This window comes from Tahibacter aquaticus (assembly GCF_004363655.1).
GTDB classification, from domain to species: Bacteria; Pseudomonadota; Gammaproteobacteria; order Xanthomonadales; family Rhodanobacteraceae; genus Tahibacter; species Tahibacter aquaticus.
In genome coordinates, this window is record NZ_SNZH01000003.1 from 251,253 (window position 1) to 268,462 (window position 17,210).

Annotated in this window: 15 protein-coding genes; 12 read left to right on the forward strand and 3 right to left on the reverse strand. The window is 67.4% G+C overall.

All coding sequences use genetic code 11. The features are described from left to right. Nucleotides 1–4 precede the first annotated feature (4 nt). The 4 genes from DFR29_RS06605 to DFR29_RS06620 all read left to right on the forward strand — a co-directional run bounded on the left by DFR29_RS06605 (nucleotide 5) and on the right by DFR29_RS06620 (nucleotide 2,691). Nucleotides 5–841, forward strand: a complete 837-nt coding sequence (locus tag DFR29_RS06605) for a PhzF family phenazine biosynthesis protein (RefSeq protein ID WP_133817795.1) — start codon at nucleotides 5–7, stop codon at nucleotides 839–841. A gap of 64 nt (nucleotides 842–905) precedes the next feature. After that, complete coding sequence (locus DFR29_RS06610) at nucleotides 906–1,535, forward strand: glycoside hydrolase family 25 protein (RefSeq protein WP_166653919.1); 630 nt, start codon at nucleotides 906–908, stop codon at nucleotides 1,533–1,535. Nucleotides 1,536–1,625: 90 nt separating this feature from the next. Beyond that, nucleotides 1,626–1,826: a hemin uptake protein HemP gene (hemP, locus tag DFR29_RS06615; protein ID WP_133817948.1), complete on the forward strand. Its 201-nt coding sequence runs from the start codon at nucleotides 1,626–1,628 to the stop codon at nucleotides 1,824–1,826. 256 nt (nucleotides 1,827–2,082) lie between these two features. Next, nucleotides 2,083–2,691: a hypothetical protein gene (locus DFR29_RS06620; protein WP_133817797.1), complete on the forward strand. Its 609-nt coding sequence runs from the start codon at nucleotides 2,083–2,085 to the stop codon at nucleotides 2,689–2,691. A 42-nt stretch (nucleotides 2,692–2,733) separates the two neighbouring features. Here the strand turns inward: DFR29_RS06620 and DFR29_RS29035 are convergent, their stop codons facing one another. From DFR29_RS29035 to DFR29_RS06645, 3 genes are read right to left on the reverse strand one after another with little or no spacing between them, the layout of a single operon-like run. Beyond that, nucleotides 2,734–3,963, reverse strand: a complete 1,230-nt coding sequence (locus DFR29_RS29035) for a PDZ domain-containing protein (protein ID WP_166653920.1) — start codon at nucleotides 3,961–3,963, stop codon at nucleotides 2,734–2,736. Nucleotides 3,964–3,971: 8 nt separating this feature from the next. Next, on the reverse strand, nucleotides 3,972–4,637 hold the full coding sequence (locus tag DFR29_RS06640; RefSeq protein ID WP_133817798.1) for a hypothetical protein: 666 nt from the start codon (nucleotides 4,635–4,637) through the stop codon (nucleotides 3,972–3,974). Next, nucleotides 4,607–5,188, reverse strand: a complete 582-nt coding sequence (locus tag DFR29_RS06645; protein WP_133817799.1) for an RNA polymerase sigma factor — start codon at nucleotides 5,186–5,188, stop codon at nucleotides 4,607–4,609. Before DFR29_RS06645 ends, DFR29_RS06640 begins: the two co-directional genes overlap by 31 nt. A gap of 279 nt (nucleotides 5,189–5,467) precedes the next feature. Here DFR29_RS06645 and DFR29_RS06650 point away from each other — a divergent pair, with 279 nt between their 5' ends. From DFR29_RS06650 to DFR29_RS06685, 8 genes are all read left to right on the forward strand, one after another. Then, the gene (locus DFR29_RS06650; RefSeq protein WP_133817800.1) at nucleotides 5,468–6,745 is read left to right on the forward strand and encodes an efflux RND transporter periplasmic adaptor subunit; all 1,278 of its coding nucleotides are present in this window, start codon (nucleotides 5,468–5,470) and stop codon (nucleotides 6,743–6,745) included. 64 nt (nucleotides 6,746–6,809) lie between these two features. Beyond that, nucleotides 6,810–7,529: an ABC transporter ATP-binding protein gene (locus tag DFR29_RS06655; protein ID WP_133817801.1), complete on the forward strand. Its 720-nt coding sequence runs from the start codon at nucleotides 6,810–6,812 to the stop codon at nucleotides 7,527–7,529. A 10-nt stretch (nucleotides 7,530–7,539) separates the two neighbouring features. Continuing rightward, entirely contained in the window at nucleotides 7,540–8,847 is a 1,308-nt protein-coding gene (locus DFR29_RS06660; protein WP_133817802.1) for an ABC transporter permease, read from the forward strand. Between the two features lie 25 nt (nucleotides 8,848–8,872). Then, nucleotides 8,873–10,102 carry an ABC transporter permease gene (locus DFR29_RS06665; RefSeq protein WP_133817803.1) on the forward strand — a complete coding sequence of 410 codons (1,230 nt, stop codon included), beginning with the start codon at nucleotides 8,873–8,875 and terminating at the stop codon, nucleotides 10,100–10,102. 220 nt (nucleotides 10,103–10,322) lie between these two features. Beyond that, entirely contained in the window at nucleotides 10,323–11,657 is a 1,335-nt protein-coding gene (locus DFR29_RS06670) for a sigma-54-dependent transcriptional regulator (RefSeq protein WP_133817804.1), read from the forward strand. 70 nt (nucleotides 11,658–11,727) lie between these two features. Continuing rightward, nucleotides 11,728–13,032, forward strand: coding sequence for a sensor histidine kinase (locus DFR29_RS06675; protein WP_133817805.1), 1,305 nt, complete (start codon nucleotides 11,728–11,730; stop codon nucleotides 13,030–13,032). A 208-nt stretch (nucleotides 13,033–13,240) separates the two neighbouring features. After that, nucleotides 13,241–16,312 (forward strand): serine/threonine-protein kinase, encoded by a 3,072-nt coding sequence (locus tag DFR29_RS06680; protein WP_133817806.1) that lies wholly within the window; start codon nucleotides 13,241–13,243, stop codon nucleotides 16,310–16,312. Next, complete coding sequence (locus DFR29_RS06685) at nucleotides 16,299–17,159, forward strand: hypothetical protein (RefSeq protein ID WP_133817807.1); 861 nt, start codon at nucleotides 16,299–16,301, stop codon at nucleotides 17,157–17,159. Before DFR29_RS06680 ends, DFR29_RS06685 begins: the two co-directional genes overlap by 14 nt. The last annotated feature ends 51 nt before the right edge of the window (nucleotides 17,160–17,210 follow it).

Genomic DNA, 17,210 nt, shown 5'->3' on the forward strand with positions numbered 1-17,210 from the left:
CCACATGAACGTTCTGCGTATCGCCGCGTTTTCCGACGGCGCCAGTGGCGGCAATCCCGCCGGCGTGCATATCGCTGCCGCGCTGCCCGATGTGGCGATGATGCAGCGCATTGCCGCCGAGGTGGGGTTTTCCGAAACCGCCTTTGCCGCGCCGCTGGGCGATGCCTGGCGGGTGCGCTATTTCTCGCCGCAATCGGAAGTGCCGTTCTGCGGCCACGCCACGATAGCGCTCGGTGCGGCGCTGGCCTTGCAGCAAGGCGACGGCGAATTCGCGCTGCAGTTGAATCAGGCGACCATCCGCGTACACGGCCGCCGCGACGGCGACACGATTGCGGCTACCTTGCAATCGCCGCCTACGCACAGCCGTGCGGCCGACGCAGCGCTGTTGCACGATGCGCTGGCGCTGTTCGGGCTGAATGCCGGCGATCTCGATCCGCAGCTGCCGCCCGCGCAGATCCATGCCGGTGCCGACCATCTGCTGGTGGCCCTGCGTTCGCGCGAACGCCTGTCGGCCATGCACTACGCACTGGAACAGGGGCGCAGCCTGATGCGGCAGTTCGGCCTGATCACCATCGCCCTGGTGCATGCCGAATCCCCACGCCTGCTGCATGCGCGCAATGCGTTCGCTTCCGGCGGCGTCTACGAAGACCCGGCCACCGGCGCGGCCGCGGCGGCGCTGGGCGGCTATCTGCGTGATCTTGGCTGGCCGCACGGCGGCAGCGTCGATATTGTCCAGGGCGAAGACATGGGCATGCGGTCGCTGCTGCAGGTGCATATCGATGGCGTGGCCGGTGCGCCGGTACAGGTGTCCGGCACGGCGCGGCTGATGACGGCGGCATAGTGCCGCACTGCAGCGTCGTGTACAGTTCCACAACGTAATGGCGGCGTACAGGGGGCGGGCTGGCGTGATCAATGCGACGATCGATCTTTCGCACCATAACGCGACGGTGGATTTCTCCCGGCTCGCCGCCGCCGGCATTGCCGGCGTGCTGCACAAGGCGAGTCAGGGCGCAGACTATGTCGACCCTCTCTACGCCGCGCGGCGGCCGCTGGCGCTGCAGGCCGGCCTGCGCTGGGGCGCCTACCATTTCGGCGACGGCAGCGACGCGACGGCACAGGCCGCGCATTTCATCGCCCAGGCCGGTGCCGGCAGCAGCGATCTGCTGGTTCTGGATGTGGAACAGAATCCGGCCGGCAGCAGCATGAGCCTGGCCCAGGCCGAGCAGTTCGTGCAGTACGTGCAGGCGCAGACCGGGCGCTGGCCTGGTGTCTACGGCAGCAGCTATCTGCGTTCACTGCTGGGCAGCTCGGCCACGTCGGTGCTGGGACAGTGCTGGCTGTGGGCTGCCGACTACGCCGCGCAGCCGACCATTGCGCCGCTGTGGCCGCGCTGGACCCTGTGGCAGTACACCGACGGCAGTCTTGGCCCGGGGCCGTACAGCGTTGCCGGCGTAGGCCGCTGCGACCGCGACCAGTACTACGGCGATCTGGCCGGGCTGAAAGCCTGGTGGGACGCGGGCGGTGTCAGCGCCTGAGTGCGGTGTGCAAATACCGGTTGACACTTAAATGCGAATCATTATCATCTGGCTCACCCCACCCGGGAACCGGAGCCAACCATGTCGGTGATGACGTCCACTCTTGCACTTCAGGCCAACCGCAACACTGCAACTTCGCGGCCGGCAGCGGCAGCGGCGACAGCACCGGCGCAACGCCGGGTCGACAGCCGTCTGCTGCTGCGCGAATCGCGCGAGCTGGTGATCGAACACCTCGGCCAGGAATACCGCCTGCGCCGCACGCGCAACGACAAACTGATCCTTACCAAGTAAACGCCTGCGGCTAGCGGCAATCTGCCGTTGTCCCATTGGCAAAAAGTCTACGTCAGAGCAGCCAGCCCTCGGCCGACCGCCATCCCGGCCCCCTTTGCCAGCCAGCTCCGTCCTTCGCGACTTCGCCTGCAGTCCCAGCGCAGGCCGGCTGCGTGCTGTCCGCCGCCGGGAGTCCCAGCGCTGCAGCAACGCGAACCGCCGTCGCGGCGAAGGCGCCAAAACCCGCGGATGGTACTGGTGAGTCAGGACACTAGACATGTACAAGCTGCCATTCCTGCGCCAGCGCGAGGCCCGTATGACGGCGGCCGTTCCGGCCGAAGTCCCGCCCGCTGTCCAATCCCCCGCCCTGGCTGCCAGTGCCGTACTGCTGCAGGCGATCGCCTTGCCCGATAACCGTAACCTGGGTGCGCTGGCACGCCGCTGGCACAGCCTGGGCCCGGTGCTCTGGCTGTGGCGCGCGCCCAGCGGCTGCGCTGCCGATCTGTCTGCGGTGGCCGGCTGGAACTGCGTCCATCGCATCGAACCCGACGGCATCTGCGAAGCCCTGCGCTTCTATCGCGAAGACGGCCGCGAGCAGGCGCGTCTGTACCTGCTGCCCGACAGCGACTATCTGGCCTGGGAACAACTGCTGAATTGTGTACCTTGCAGTACGCCGGAGCCGCCGCGCGGCCTGCATCAGCGCCTGCGCGATGCGGCCTGGCTGCGCGTTGGCCATGCCTGGCAGGGGGCTGTAGTGCGGTTTTGCCAAGGCGCCGACGCGGGCCGGCCCTGGCTGCTGGCGGAAACGGCGCCCCTGGTATCGGCTACCGGCCGCCGCCGCGCGGCGGACATCTGTGCGGGGCTCGATGCCACCCTGACGGAGTAGCGACGCTGCACCGGGCACTTCCCTGTGCGCAGGCCGTGCCTTTCAGTCGTCGCGGCGAGGCGGCGGCGGTGGCGTGGGCGGTACTGGCGGTGTCGGTGCGTGAGCCACCTGCGGCGGCACCGGCGGAACCGCAGCGACAGGTGCCGGCGGCGCGGGCGGTGCCGGTGGGGCGGGCGGTGCCGCTACGGCTGGCGGTGCGGGCGGCGCGGGTGGCGCAGGTGGCGCTGGCGGCAGCGGGAACATGGCCTTGTACTCGGGCACCTTGGTGTTCAAGGTCAGCGACTTCTTCTGGCGCAATACGCCCAGCTTTACCTCGCTGCCGGCCTTGGCGTCGCGCAGGCGGCGCATCACGTCGCCGGGCTCTTCGACTTTGTTGCCATCTACACTTTGTAGAATATCGCCGCCCTTGAGTTCGGGCATGTTGTCCGTGTCGGCGGACAGCACCAGCACGCCGGTGTCGGTGCCGAAGTAGCTGCTCAGATCCGGATTCAGCGGCGCCAGGTTGATGCCCCACCAGGGCATCAGGTTGACGCGCAGATCGCGCAACTGCTGCAGATTGCCCAGGCGCACGCTGCGCTCGATCTGGCGCTGTGCCCCGCGCATCTGCCGCTCCACGTCGCGCTGGATGCGGTCGACGTCGATATTCACGTCGATGTCCATATCGGTGCCGGCCATCACCTTGGGCCAGTTCAGTGCTTCGCGCCGCGCCGCCTTGACCACTACGTCGAGGTTCTTACCCTCGCGCGACAGCGACAGCTTGACCGGCTGGTCGACCTTCAGGTCTTGCAGCAGCTTGCGTGCTGCCGACAGCTCGTCGCGGCCGACCTTGTCGCCGTCGATGGCCAGCAGCACGTCGTCGTTGCGCACGCCGGCCTTGTCCGCCGGACCGCCCGGCGTGACGGCGGCGATGCGCACGCCCTTGTCGTCGCCGCGCATGACGACGCCGAGCATGGCGCGCTCGGAATCGCCCAGGTAGCGCCAGGCGAAATTGCGCGCGCCGCCGTCGCCCAGGCGCAGCGAGATGTCGCCCATCTTGCGGCCGAGGTCGCGCATCTGCTCGCGCAGTTCGTCCAGTTCCTGGCGTGCGGCGGCTTCCTCGGCCGGGTTGGCATAGGCTGCGGCGCGGGCGCGTGCGATTGGTTCGGCCTTGGCCGCGGCCGCGGCGGCCGCGGCAGGCCGGCTGCTGGCCGCGGCTTCGGCCTTGGCGGCGGGATCGGCCGCCTGCGCCGTGCCCAGCAGGGTCAGTGCAAACAAAGGGAAAAACGCTTTCATGGAAAACCTCACAATGTGGTCCAGTTGTCGGGCACGGCCGCGGTTCCGTTCGCGGCGATGCCGGTGCCAGCCAGGCTGAATGTGGTGCGCACGGCGGCAAGGTCGCGCAGCAGCTCGACCCGGTTGTGCCAGAGCACGCGGGCGTCGCTGCCGGCGTCGTTGCCGGCGGCCAGTTGCAGATCGATCAGGCCGATCATGTCTTCGATTTCGGTAGCCGCCATGAGGCTGCGGCCGTCCAGTGGCGTTTCGTCGGCGCGCAAGGTGCGCAGCCATTCTTCGATGCGCGCGGATTCGCCGCGCAGCTGCGCCAGTTCGGTCTTGTCGTCGCTTGCCGCCGTGGCGATGGCGGCGGGCGGATTGCCGCTGCCGGCCTGGGTCGCCGGGGCAGGGCGGTTGAGCGGCACCAGGCTCAGGGCGAGCAGGCCCAGGCCGGCGGCGAGCGCCGCGGGAATCCAGCGCCGGCCTGCGGCGCGCTGATGCGGCCGCCGCGGCGCAGGGTGTGGCCGCACGGCCGCCGTCGGCGCATCGTCTTCGCCGTGTGCCAGGCCGGCGGCACGCAGACTGGCGGCGAGCGCTTCCCAGCCGCCTGCGGGTGCCGCTGCCGGCGGCAGTGCGCGCAAGGCGCTGCCGACCAGGTCGTGGTTCACGACGGTTGGGGGTTGGCGATCAGACATGGTCTCGACTCCGTGGTGCTGTCCAGCAGGTTGCGCAGGCGGGCAGTGCCCCGCGCAACCTGGGATTTGGAGAAACTGACGCTCTTTCCCAGCGCGTCGGCGATCTCCGGATGGGAATAGCCCTCGACGTGATACAGCCAGAGCACGCTGCGCGTCAGCGCCGGCAGATGTCCCAGGGCCTTTTCCAGTACGAGTCCGTCGGCATGCACCCAGGGCGGTGCGGTCTCGGTCTCGATCTCGTCGTAGCTCGCGTCGAACTCCAGCCGCTTGTCCTTGCGCAGGCGCATCAGCGCCTCGTTCAGGACGATCTGGCGCAGCCAGCCCCAGAACGGCGAATCGCCGCGGAACTGGTCCAGCCGCTGGAACAACTTCAGCATCGCGTCGTGCAGGATTTCCCGCGCGGCGTCCGCGTCGTTGAGCAGGCGCAGGGCCAGGGTGTAGACGGGCCGTTCGAACAGGCGATAGATCTGCTCGAATGCGCGCAACTCGCCGCCCTGGGCGCGTTGCAGCAGGCTTTCCGGCACATCGATGGCGAAGTTTGATCGGTCCACGTTCGGTCTGGATGCGGGGGCGGGCCGAATGGTCGCAGGCGCCGCGCCGATAGTCAGGCGGCAGCGCACGTCCGGCCTGCGTACGCGTGCTGTCCGCGGTGGCGGCGCAGGCAGCGCGGCCTGTCCGGCGCCTTGTCCGCGGACAGGCGTACGTTGCCAAAAATTGGCAGAAAAGCCTTACAGATTATGATCTTGTTGACTTGGCACGGGTGTTGCTCAAGTCACTCCAGGACAGCAGTTCCGCCGCGTCGGCGGACAACGACACCCGGAGCAGATTGCATGATTCGCGATACCTCGGCCCAGGACAGAGCCATGAGCACGGCGGTTGCCCCCGGCAAGCGCTACTGGAAATACGCGATCGGCGCGGCGATTGCCGTTGCCGTGGCCGCGTGGATCCTGCCCGGCATGACGCGCATTCTTTCCAGCGGCGCTTCTTTCAGTTCCGAGCGCCTGCGCTTCGCGGAAGTGAAGCGCGGCAATCTCACCCGCGACATCACCGCCCAGGGCCGTCTGGTGGCCGCCGTCAGCCCCACCTTGTATGCGCCCAACGGCGGCATCGTCACGCTGACCGTGCAGGCCGGCGACAAAGTGGAAAAAGACCAGGTGCTGGCCGAAGTGGTCAGTCCCGAACTGAACAACCGCCTGCAGCAGGAGCAGGCCAGCCTGCAAAGTGCCGAACTGGCCACCGAGCGCACCAGCATCGACAACCGCAAGCAGCAGCTGATCACGCAGAAAGCCGTCGACCAGGCCGAGATCGACCGCCAGACCGCCGCGCGCGAAGTCGAGCGTTCGCAGAAGGCGTTCCAGCTCGGCGCGCTGCCGCAGCTGGACGTGATGCGCGCCAAGGATGCGCTGCAGAAGGCCGAGGTGACCCTGGCCCACGCCAAGAAAGACGTCACGCTGGAACGCGAAAGCCTGGATTTCGAACTCAAGACCGCGCGCCTGACCCGCGACCGGCAGCGCCTGCTGGTCGGCGACCTGCAGCGCCAGGTGGACGAACTCAAGCTGCGCTCGCCGGTGGCCGGTCAGGTCGGCCAGCTGCTGGTGCAGCAGAAGGCGAACGTGGCGGCGAATGCCGGCGTGCTGACCGTGGTCGACCTGTCGGCCATGGAAGTGGAAGTGCCGGTGCCGGAAACCTTTGCCCGCGAGCTGGCCATCGGCATGCCGGCGCAGATCCAGAACGCCGGCCAGACCTATACCGGCGAGCTGTCCGCGGTCAGCCCTGAAGTCGTCAACGGCCAGGTTACGGCACGTGTGCGCTTCACCGGCGACCAGCCCGGCGGCCTGCGCCAGAACCAGCGCCTGTCCACGCGCATCCTGATCGACGAGCACCCGAACGTGCTGATGGTGGAGCGCGGTCCCTTCGTCGATTCCGGCGCCGGCCGCGTCGCCTATGTCGTCGGCAGCGACGGCATGGCCGAGCGCCGCACGATCGAACTGGGCGCGACCAGCCTCAACGCGGTCGAACTGGTTTCCGGCGTCAAGGAAGGCGACCGCCTGATCATCTCCAGCCTGGACGAATTCAAGGGCGCGCAACGCATCGCATTGGCGCGCTGATCCACCCGCGCCCTCACGCTCCATCCTCAATCGCTCATCACTCGCCTCACCAGGGAGCTCCGCCATGCTCAAGATGAAACACCTGTCCAAGGTCTACCGCACCCACCTGATCGAAACTCACGCGCTGCGCGATTTCTCCATCCATGTACGGGAAGGCGAGTTCGTCGCGGTGACCGGTCCTTCCGGTTCGGGCAAGACCACCTTTCTGAATATCGCTGGCCTGCTGGAGGAATTCAGCGGCGGCGAGTTCTGGGTCGACGGCGTGGACGTGCGCGGCATGAACGACGACCAGCGCTCGCGCCTGCGCAACGAAAAGATCGGTTTCATCTTCCAGGGCTTCAACCTGATTCCCGACCTGAACCTGTTCGACAATGTCGACGTGCCGCTGCGCTATCGCGGCTTCAGCGCGGCCGACCGCAAGCGCCGCATCGAAGAAAACCTCGGCCGCGTCGGCCTGGCCTCGCGCATGAAGCACTATCCGGCCGAACTGTCCGGCGGCCAGCAGCAGCGCGTCGCCATTGCCCGCGCGCTGGCTGGCTCGCCGCGCCTGCTGCTGGCGGACGAACCCACCGGCAACCTCGACTCGTTGATGGCCCGCGGCGTGCTGGAACTGCTGGAGGAAATCAACCGCCAGGGCACCACCATCATCATGGTCACGCACGATCCGGAGCTGGCCGCCCGCGCCCATCGCAACGTGCACGTGATCGACGGCCAGGTCACCGATTTCGATGCCGAACCGCAATTGCGCGTGCCGTCGGGCAACGCCACCGCCGCCGTGGCCTGAGGACATCGCCATGTTCTATTACTACCTGCAACTGGGCCTGCACAGCCTCAAGCGCAATCCGCTGCTGACTGCACTGATGGTGTTCGGCATTGCGCTGGGCATAGGCACCAGCATGACCAGCCTGACCGTGTTCTACCTGATGGGCAGCGACCCGATTCCCTGGAAGAGCGACAAGCTGCATGTGGTACAAATGGATAACTGGAGTGTCGAACAGCCGTACCGCACGCCGAACGAGCCGCCGGACCAGGTCACCTATCTCGACGCGAATGCGCTGATGCAGGCCGGCAAGGCCGACTTGCAGACGGCGATGTTCAAGCTGGTCTGGCCGCTGCAGCCGGACAACCAGGACATCAAGCCGTTCTCGTCCCTGGGCCGTGCCACCTATACCGATTTCTTCGCCATGTTCGAGCCGCCGTTCAAGTACGGCGGTCCCTGGGATCGCGCCCAGGACAAGGACCACGGCCGCGTTGTCGTGCTCAGTTCGGCCACCAACGAAAAGCTGTTCGGTGGCCAGGACAGCAGCGGCAAGAAGGTGCGCCTGAACGAGATTGACTACACCGTGGTCGGCGTGCTCGACAAGTGGCAGCCGCGGGTGAAGTTCTACGATCTCACCAACGGTGCCTTCAACGACTCCGAGGAATACTTCGTACCGTTCACCACCGCGATCGAGCTGCAGACCCAGGCCAGCGGCAACAATTCCTGCTGGGACAATCCCAAGCCGGGCTGGGACGGCTATCTCGCTTCCGAATGCGTCTGGATCCAGTTCTGGGTGCAGCTGAACTCGACGGCGCGCAAGGACGAGTACCTGAGCTTCCTCAACAACTACGTCGGCGAACAGAAAAAGCTCGGCCGCTTCCCGCGCGCGCTCAACAACCGCCTGCCGGACGTGAACGAGTGGATCGTGGACCAGGGGGTGGTGCCCAGCGACGCCAAGATCCAGGTCGGCCTGTCGTTTGCCTTCCTGATCGTCTGCCTGGTCAACACCATCGGCCTGCTGCTGGCCAAGTTCATGCGCAAGTCCAGCGAGATCGGCCTGCGCCGCGCACTGGGTGCCACCCGCGGCCAGCTGTTCAGCCAGCACCTGATCGAAGCCGGCGTGATCGGTATCAGCGGCGGCCTGATCGGCCTGTTCCTGACCTGGCTGGGGCTGATGGCGGTACGCAGCCTGTACAAGGACTTGAACAGCGTCGCGCATATGGACTGGTTCATGGTGCTCACCGCGATCGCGCTGTCGGTCACCGCGGCGGTACTGGCCGGGCTGTTTCCGACCTGGAAGGCCTGCCAGATCACCCCGGCTACCCAGCTGAAAACGCAGTAAGCGACAAAACGACATAGGTGAATTTATGGAAATCCGTCCAATTTTGTCCGCGCTCATGCGCAGCAAGGTCGCCCTGGTGCTGATCGGCCTGCAGATCGCCCTGACCCTGGCCATCGTGTGCAACTCGCTGTTCATCATTTCCCAGCGCGTGCAGATGATGGGCCGTGAAAGCGGCATCAACGAAGCCGATACCTTCACCATCGGCAGCCTCGGCTTCGGTGCGGCTTTCGACATCAAGACCTCGATCCAGGAAGACGTGGCCCTGCTGCGCAGCCTGCCCGGCGTGGCCGATGCGACGCCGACCAATACCACGCCGATGAGCAATGGCGGCTGGTCTACCGGCATCAACCTGACGCGGGAGCAGAAAACCTCGACCGCGCCCTCGGCGATGTACTTCGTCGACGAGCACGGCCTGAATGCCTTCGGCGCCAAGCTGGCCGAAGGCCGCTTCTTCACCGCCGACGAAATCACCTTCCGCGAGCGCAGCTCGGTCGACTGGCCGCCGGTGATCGTGATCACGCGCGCGCTGGCGAACAAGCTGTTCCCGGACCAGTCGGCGCTGGGCAAGCAGGTCTACCTGGATACCGAAGGCAATCCGAACACCATCATCGGCGTCGTCGAGCGCATGCAGGTGCCGTGGATTGGCTGGTCGGCCGAAGACGGACCGGATGCGGAGTTCTATTCCACCTTCGTGCCGCAGAACGTGGCGTTCGGCAATTTCGGCCGCTATCTGGTGCGTACCGAGCCGGGCCGCCGCGACGAAGTGATGAAGGCAGCCGAGGCGGCCATGCTCAAGAGCAATCACAGCCGCATCGTGCGCGAGCCGCGCACGATAGAGCGCATCCGCGCCGAGGGATATCAGGGACACCGTGCCATGACCATCATCCTGATCGGCGTGATTGTCTCGCTGCTCGCGGTAACGGCCCTCGGCATCGTCGGCATGGCCAGCTTCTGGGTCACACAGCGCACCAAGCAGATCGGCACGCGCCGTGCCCTTGGCGCTACGCGCGGTTCCATCCTGCGTTATTTCATGACCGAGAACTTCGTCATCACCTCGTTGGGCCTGGCCCTGGGCGTGCTGCTGACCTACGGCCTGAACTACTGGCTGATGGCCAACTACGCCGCGCAGCGCCTGCCGCTGGTGTATCTGGCCGGTGGCATCGTGGTGCTGATGCTGCTGGGCCAGGCGGCCGTGTTCGGCCCGGCGACGCGCGCCTCGCGCGTGCCGCCGGCGGTGGCCACGCGCAGTGTCTGAGCGGTAGATCGAAGTGGCCGGGCGACGTTGAAAACGTCGCCCGGTTTTTCCTGGCGGACTCGCTGCCCCACTGGCGCGCAGGCCCGTTCCATTCCCCTGCGCTGTATCGGCCAGCGCGAAAACGCTACCCTCTGCCGCCTGCGACCACGCAACCAATCCGCGCACAGCTGCATCCAAGCAGCCCATGCGCAGCCCGAAACCTCTATCCCATCGTGAGTCCATGCGCACCGTTCTGGTGATCGACGACAACCCGGCCGTGGCCACGGCGCTGGAAGTGCTGCTGTCCCTCAATGAAATCCGCACCGTTGCGGCGCTGTCGCCGGAGCAGGGGCTGGACATGCTGGAGCGCGAGGTCATCGACCTCGTCATTGCCGACATGAACTTCCACCTGGACACGACCTCGGGCGAAGAGGGCATTGCGTTGTTCCGCGCCGTCCGTGCGCGCCATCCGGATTTGCCGGTGATCCTGCTGACCGGCTGGACCCGGCTGGAAACCGCGGTCGAACTGGTCAAGGCCGGTGCGGCCGATTACCTGGCCAAGCCCTGGGACGACCAGAAGCTGCTGGCCACGGTGGAAAACCTGCTGGAGCTGGCCGAATCCACGCGCGAAGTGACGCGCCTGAAGCGCGCACGCAACAAAAGCCAGGATGCGCTGCGGGCGCGCTTCGACCTGCGCAATCTGGTGTTTGCCGACTCGGCCACGGAACGCGTTGTCGAGTTGGCCTGCCAGGTTGCCCGTGCCGATCTGCCGGTGCTGATCACCGGTCCCAACGGCGCGGGCAAGGAGCGCATCGCCGAGATCGTGCATGCGAATTCGGCGGTGAAGACTGGCCCGTTCATTGCGGTCAACTGCGGCGCCCTGCCCAACGAGCTGATCGAAGCCGAACTGTTCGGCGCCGATGCCGGCGCCTATACCGGTGCGACCAAGGCACGCGAAGGCCGCTTCGAGCTGGCTGACGGCGGCACCTTGTTTCTCGACGAGATCGGCAATCTGCCGCTGTCGGGCCAGATCAAGCTGCTGCGCGTGCTGGAGACCGGCCAGTTCGAGCGCCTGGGCTCGGGCCGCACGCGCACCGTCAAGGTTCGCCTGCTCAGCGCGACCAATGCCGACCTGGCCACGATGATCCGCGAAGGCCGCTTCCGCGAAGATCTCTACTACCGCCTCAATGTGATCGAACTGGCCTTGCCGCCGCTGCGCGACCGTACCGACGACATCCTGCCGCTGGCGCAGCATTTTCTCGGCAGCGAGGCGCGCCTGTCCGACGACAGCCGCAGCGCCCTGCTGGCCCATGGCTGGCCCGGCAATGTGCGCGAACTGAAAAATTCCATCCAGCGCGCGCGCGTGCTCTGTCGCGACAATCTGGTGCAGCCGGCCGACCTCGGCCTGGCCGCGGCACGGCCAACCGCACGCGGCAGCGACGAGCCCGACCGCGCGGCGATCGAAGCCGCGCTGGCGCGCGCGCGGGGTGTGATCAGCCAGGCGGCGACCGAGCTGGGCCTGTCGCGCCAGGCCTTGTACCGGCGCCTGGAAAAACTCGGCATCAGCACGGCCTGACCCCCGGCGCGTATCGCTGCGCCGCCGTGCGCGGCATCATTCGCGACGGCGTTCGGGACAAGGTTGGTCGATGCGATTTCTTTCACTGGAAGGCAAGCTGGCCCTGGCCATGGCGCTGCTCGCCATCGGTTCCGCAGCCGTGGCCCTGCTGCTGTACGCGTGGCTGGGCGACCTGGCGCTGAGCCTGATCCTGTGTGCCCTGCTGGGTGCGTTTGCCGTGCCGCTGCTGGCGCGCAGCCTGAGCGCTCGCACCACGGCACTGTTCCGCACCCTGGCAGGCAGCGTGACCAGCTTCAAGGACGGCGATTTCAGCTTCAGCATCGCCACCGACCTGCGCGACGAACTGGGCGAACTGGTCCAGGCCCACAACGAGCTGGGCCGGGTGCTGCGCGAGGAACGCCAGGGGCTGTTCCAGCGCGAGTTGCTGCTGGACACGGTAGTGCAGAACACGCCGACCGCGATCGTACTGCTGGAACCCGCCGGCCACGTGGTCTACGCCAATATCGCTGCCTGCCAGCTGCTCAACGGCGGCCGGCGCATGCAGGGGCTGGCCTTCGACACCATCGTGGCCGAGTCGCCGCAGGCCTTCGCCCAGGCGGTCGCCGATGGCGGCGACGCGCTGTTCACCGTGGCGCTGGAGGGCGAGGACGAAACCTTCCACTTTTCCCAGCGCAGCTTCAAATTGCAGGGGCGCCAGCACTGCATGTACCTGCTCAAGCGCATGACGCGCGAGTTGAGCCGCCAGGAAGTGGCGACATGGAAAAAGGTCATACGCGTCATAAGCCATGAGTTGAACAATTCACTGGCGCCGATTTCCTCGCTGGCGCATTCGGGCCGGGTGCTGGCGGGCAAGGGCGATACGCAGCGCCTGGGACCGGTGTTCGACACCATCGAAGATCGCGCGCGCCACTTGCACGGCTTTATCCGCGGCTATGCGGAGTTCGCCAAGCTGCCGCAGCCGCGGCTGGAACAGGTGGAGTGGAGCAGTCTGCTCGGCGCGATTGCGCGCCAGTTCCCCGGCATCCAGACCGGGCTGGTGCCGCCACAGCCGGGCTGGTTCGACCGCGCCCAGATCGAGCAGGTGCTGATCAACCTGGTGAAGAACGCGCACGAGGCCGGCGGCCCGGTCGAGGAGATCCGCATCGAGGTACAGCAGCGCAGCGGCGAAAGCCGCATCGAGGTCTGCGATCGTGGCAGCGGCATGAGCGACGCGGTGCTGGCCAACGCGCTGCTGCCGTTCTATTCGACCAAGCGCAGCGGTTCCGGCCTGGGCCTGGCGCTGGCGCGGGAGATCGCCGAGGCCCACGGTGGCCGCATCGTGCTGGCCAATCGTGACGGCGGCGGGCTGTGCGTGGCCTTGCTGTTGCCGCGCTGAGGCCCAAGCCATGGCTGCGCCGGCGCTGCGCTGCAGCGCTGGCCTTGCAGCGATCTGTTGTCGCTGCGCACATGTTCGGAGCGCTGCCTGGCCCGCGTTGGCATAGCCGGCGGCGCGGCTGTAGTCGCCCACTGCAGCCATGCCCCATCCGCATCAAGCCTGGCTGCTGTTGCTATGATCGGCCCGGACGGAGGAGGAAGCCCGTTAGATGGCCCAGACGCCGGTGAAGATCCCTGGATATGAATTCCTGCGCCCGCTGGGCGCGGGCGGCATGTCTACGGTCTGGCTGGCGGTGCAGGAATCGCTGCAGCGCAAGATCGCCATCAAGCTGATGAAGCGCACGCACGATTCCGCGTCCGACGATGCGCGCCAGTTCGAGAAGCGGTTCCTGCTCGAAGGCCGAACCATGGCCAAGCTGCCGCATCGCAATATCGTCGCGGTCTACGACATTGTCTCGACCGACGACGTCGCCTACATCGCCATGGAGTTCCTCGAAGGCGGCACCTTGTCCGACCGCATGCAGGCCGGGCTGTCGCTGGCCGACGCGGTCAGCGTGGTGGTGCAGATCGCCGGTGCGCTGGACTTCGCCCATTCCCAGGGCATCGTCCACCGCGACCTCAAGCCGGCCAACATCATGTTCCGCGACGCGGCCACGCCGGTACTGACCGATTTCGGCATCGCGCGCCAGCAGGACCAGTCCGCCACGCGCCTGACCCAGACCGGCATGCTGGTCGGCACGCCCAACTACATGAGTCCGGAGCAGATCAGCGGCAGCGATATCGACGGCCGCTCCGATCTGTACAGCTTGGGCATCATGTTCTACGAGCTGCTGTCGGGCCGCACGCCGTTCAACGGCGACACGCCGATTGCCGTGATGATGGCGCACCTGACCCAGCCGGCGCCGCCGCTGGATGCCGACTTCGCCTATTTCCAGCCGGTGCTGGACCGCATGCTGGCGAAGAACCGCGACGACCGCTTCGCCACCTTGCACGAATTCGTCGCTGCGCTGAAGCAACGCGTCGTCGCCAGCGACACCTTGCTCATGCGGCTGCAGCTCAGCCCGGGTATGACGGCCTCGGAGCAGTTGCGCCAGCTCGGCTTCACCGCCAGCGATCCGTCCGGCAGCGGCTTGCGCAACATGGGCGCGCTGGCCAGTTCGGCGCCGCTGCCGCGGCCGCAGGATGTCGCCGCGCGCAAGACCGGCGGTGTGCCGCCGCCTGCGCCGCGTCCGCCCTCGGCAACCAATGTGCAGCGCCCGCCCCCGCGCAAGCCGGCCTCCGCCACCGTGCCGCCACCGTCGCGCAAGGCACCGCCGGCGAGTCCGCCCTGGCTGTGGATAGGCGTGGCGGTGTTCGTTGCGCTGGCCCTGGGCAGTGTCGGCATCTGGCGCTGGAAGGCAGCCTCGGGCATGTCGGCGGAAGAGCGTCAGCTGATCGGCTACTGGGTCAAGGACGCCGAGCGCCTGGCCGGCGAAAGCAAGCTGGTGTCGCCGCCCGGCGAGAACGCTTACGAAGTGCTGCAGAAAGTGCTGCAGAAAGATCCCGAAAACGAATCCGCGCAGGCACTGCTGGACCGCATCGCCCAGGCCATGCGCAGCGAAGCCGAGGCGGCACTGGCCAAGGGCGATTTCGTCCTGGCCCAGGACAAGGTCGACCAGAGCCTGTTCGTGCGCAGGGACGATGCCACCACGACTGCGCTGAAGCAGCGCATCGTCGAGGCGGCGGCGGCGAGCGAACGCAGGAAACAGATCGAACAGTTGCTTGCCGGTGCCGCCGCGGCGGACAAGGCGGCCAGGCCGTTCGGTCCCGACGGCAGCTATGCGCTGCTGCTCAGGGCGCGCGAACTGGCACCCGACGATGCCGCCATCAAGCAGCGCGTCGACGATTTCATCGCCGCGCAGCTGGCGCCCGCGCGCGCTGCACTCGCCGCCAAGGACACCGAGCGTGCCAATCTGATGCTGATCGGCCTGCGACCGGAACTGGGCAAAGAGCCGGCTTTCGTCAGCCTGGCGGACAGCGCAAGCCAGGCCCAGCGCCAGGCCGGTCTGGAAAAACAACTGCTCGCGCTGCTGCAGCGCGGCGAGGGCGAACTCAAGGCCGGCCGCCTGGCAGAACCGGCTGCGGCCAATGCCTTCGCCAGCCTGGGCCAGCTGCGCGAACTGGCGCCGCAGGATGCCCGCGTCGACGCTTTCGCCACTCAGCTCGCCGCGGCGCTGGTGGCGGACGGTCGCCAGTCGGCCGCCGGAGCGCCGCAGCGCGCACTGGAGCGGGCCGAACTGGCCTTGCGCGTCGCGCCGCAGCGGGCCGACGCCACCGCGCTGAAGAATGAGATCGAGCAGCGCCTGGGCCAGCGTCTGGCAGACATAGGCCGCGCCTTGTCCCAGGCCAAGCAGGCGATTGCCGAGCAGCGCTATTTCGCGCCCGCCGACAACAACGCGCGTAGCGCACTGGACAAGGTCTTCGCACTCGATGCGCAGAACGCCGAAGCGCGCCAGCTGCAGGCCGAGTTGCCGCTGCGCGTGGCCGAGACGATACAGGCGCGGGCGGCGGCCAAGGACAGCGCCGCCGCGCTGGCATTGGCGCGCGAAGGCACGACCGTGTTCCCCGCCGATGCCCGGCTCAAGACCTTGCTGGCCCAGGTCGAAGCCCAGGCGCAGACCGAGCAGCGCGAAGCCGACGCCAAGTCGGCACGCGAGCGCATCGCCACTGCGATTGCGGCGACACCGCTGAAACTCGACGCGCTGGCCCAGGCGGCAACGGCCTTGAACGGCCTGCTTGCGGCCAATCCGCGCGATGCCGACGCGCTGGCCTTGCGTGCGCGGCTGGCCGAGACCCTCGCAGCCGCCCAGCGCGCCGCGCCTGGCCTGGTCGAATTCGACGCGCTGGCCGCCTTCGTGCGCGGCAACGAAAAACTGCTCGCGGCCGAACCGGCCGCCGCGGCACTGACGCGCGACGCCGCTGCGCTGCGGCAGAATCTGGAACAAGTGGAACAGGCCCGGCTGGCTGCGCTGCAGGGCGAGCTGCAGCTCAACGCGCAGCCCTGGGCCAATGTGGAATCGGTGGTCGACGGCAACCGCAAGGCTGTCAGCCTGCCGGCCGACGCCAGCACCCCGTTCACGCTCAAATTGCCGGCCGGCAGCTATGTCATCACGTTCCGCCATCCGCAGGCCAACAAGCCGGTCACGGTGATCGCCAAGGTCGAAGCGCAGCGCCGTGCCGCCGCCAATGCGGCCTTCCCCACCATCTCGGCAGAGGACTATTTCTCGCGTGCGGGCTGGTAAGGGAATCGCCGCCCTGGGCGCGGCGCTATTGATCGCGTCGTCGGCTGCGGCCGACTACAAAGACAGCTACAGCCGCGGCCTGGAAGCGGCCAAGGACGGCGACTGGGCGACGGTCAGGCAGCGCATGCAGGATGCGATTGCCGACAATCCCGCCGCCGCGCCGCGCGTGCGCCTGTACGGCCAGCGCTGGGAGCCCTACGTACCGCAGTTCTATCTCGGCCTTGCCGCGTTCAACCAGGGCGACTGCGCCACCGCGCTGGCGCAATGGCGCTCCGCGGCGAACAGCGGCGTGATCGGCAGCGTACCGAACCTGAAGGCCGAGCAGGATCGCGCCAGCGCCAAATGCGATACCCGCGTGGCGCAGACCGACAAGCCGAATACGGATAAGCCGGCTACCAGTGGCGGCAACCAGGCCCCCGACGGCGGCAAGACCGAAGTACCCAAGCCGCCACCAAAGACCGATCCAGCAAAACCCGAGCCGCCCAAGCCCGAGCCGCCCAAACCCGAACCCAAGCCGCCGGTGACACCGCCCAAGCCGGTGGAAACGCCGCTGGCCCAGCGCGTGCCGGCGCCACTGCTGGAAGCGTTCCGCAATTACCTGGCCGGACGCTATGCCGACGCCGCCCGCATCGATCCGAATGCCTACAGTGACGGCCGGGCAAAGAGCCAGGCCTATCTGATCCGCGCAGCGGCGCGGCAGCGCCAGGCCGAGATCGACAATTCCGACGCCGGGCTGGAAGCGGCTCGCTCCGACATTCGTGCGTTGCGCGCACTGAACCCGGCACTGGTCCCGGATGCAGCCCTGTTCTCGCCGCGCTTTCGCAGTTTCTACAGCAGCACGCGCTGATCCCTGGCGCATGCGCGCCGCGTAGTGCGTATAGGTTGGCAGTCCCCCTGC

Excerpts from the sequence above, each read along its gene's own strand:
- DFR29_RS06605 (WP_133817795.1), top strand. The coding sequence starts at position 5 with ATGAACGTTCTGCGTATCGCCGCGTTTTCCGACGGCGCCAGTGGCGGC.
- hemP (WP_133817948.1), top strand. The coding sequence starts at position 1,626 with ATGACGTCCACTCTTGCACTTCAGGCCAACCGCAACACTGCAACTTCG.
- DFR29_RS06620 (WP_133817797.1), top strand. The coding sequence starts at position 2,083 with ATGTACAAGCTGCCATTCCTGCGCCAGCGCGAGGCCCGTATGACGGCG.
- DFR29_RS29035 (WP_166653920.1), bottom strand. The coding sequence starts at position 3,963 with ATGAAAGCGTTTTTCCCTTTGTTTGCACTGACCCTGCTGGGCACGGCG.
- DFR29_RS06640 (WP_133817798.1), bottom strand. The coding sequence starts at position 4,637 with ATGTCTGATCGCCAACCCCCAACCGTCGTGAACCACGACCTGGTCGGC.
- DFR29_RS06650 (WP_133817800.1), top strand. The coding sequence starts at position 5,468 with ATGATTCGCGATACCTCGGCCCAGGACAGAGCCATGAGCACGGCGGTT.
- DFR29_RS06655 (WP_133817801.1), top strand. The coding sequence starts at position 6,810 with ATGCTCAAGATGAAACACCTGTCCAAGGTCTACCGCACCCACCTGATC.
- DFR29_RS06660 (WP_133817802.1), top strand. The coding sequence starts at position 7,540 with ATGTTCTATTACTACCTGCAACTGGGCCTGCACAGCCTCAAGCGCAAT.
- DFR29_RS06665 (WP_133817803.1), top strand. The coding sequence starts at position 8,873 with ATGGAAATCCGTCCAATTTTGTCCGCGCTCATGCGCAGCAAGGTCGCC.
- DFR29_RS06670 (WP_133817804.1), top strand. The coding sequence starts at position 10,323 with ATGCGCACCGTTCTGGTGATCGACGACAACCCGGCCGTGGCCACGGCG.
- DFR29_RS06675 (WP_133817805.1), top strand. The coding sequence starts at position 11,728 with ATGCGATTTCTTTCACTGGAAGGCAAGCTGGCCCTGGCCATGGCGCTG.
- DFR29_RS06680 (WP_133817806.1), top strand. The coding sequence starts at position 13,241 with ATGGCCCAGACGCCGGTGAAGATCCCTGGATATGAATTCCTGCGCCCG.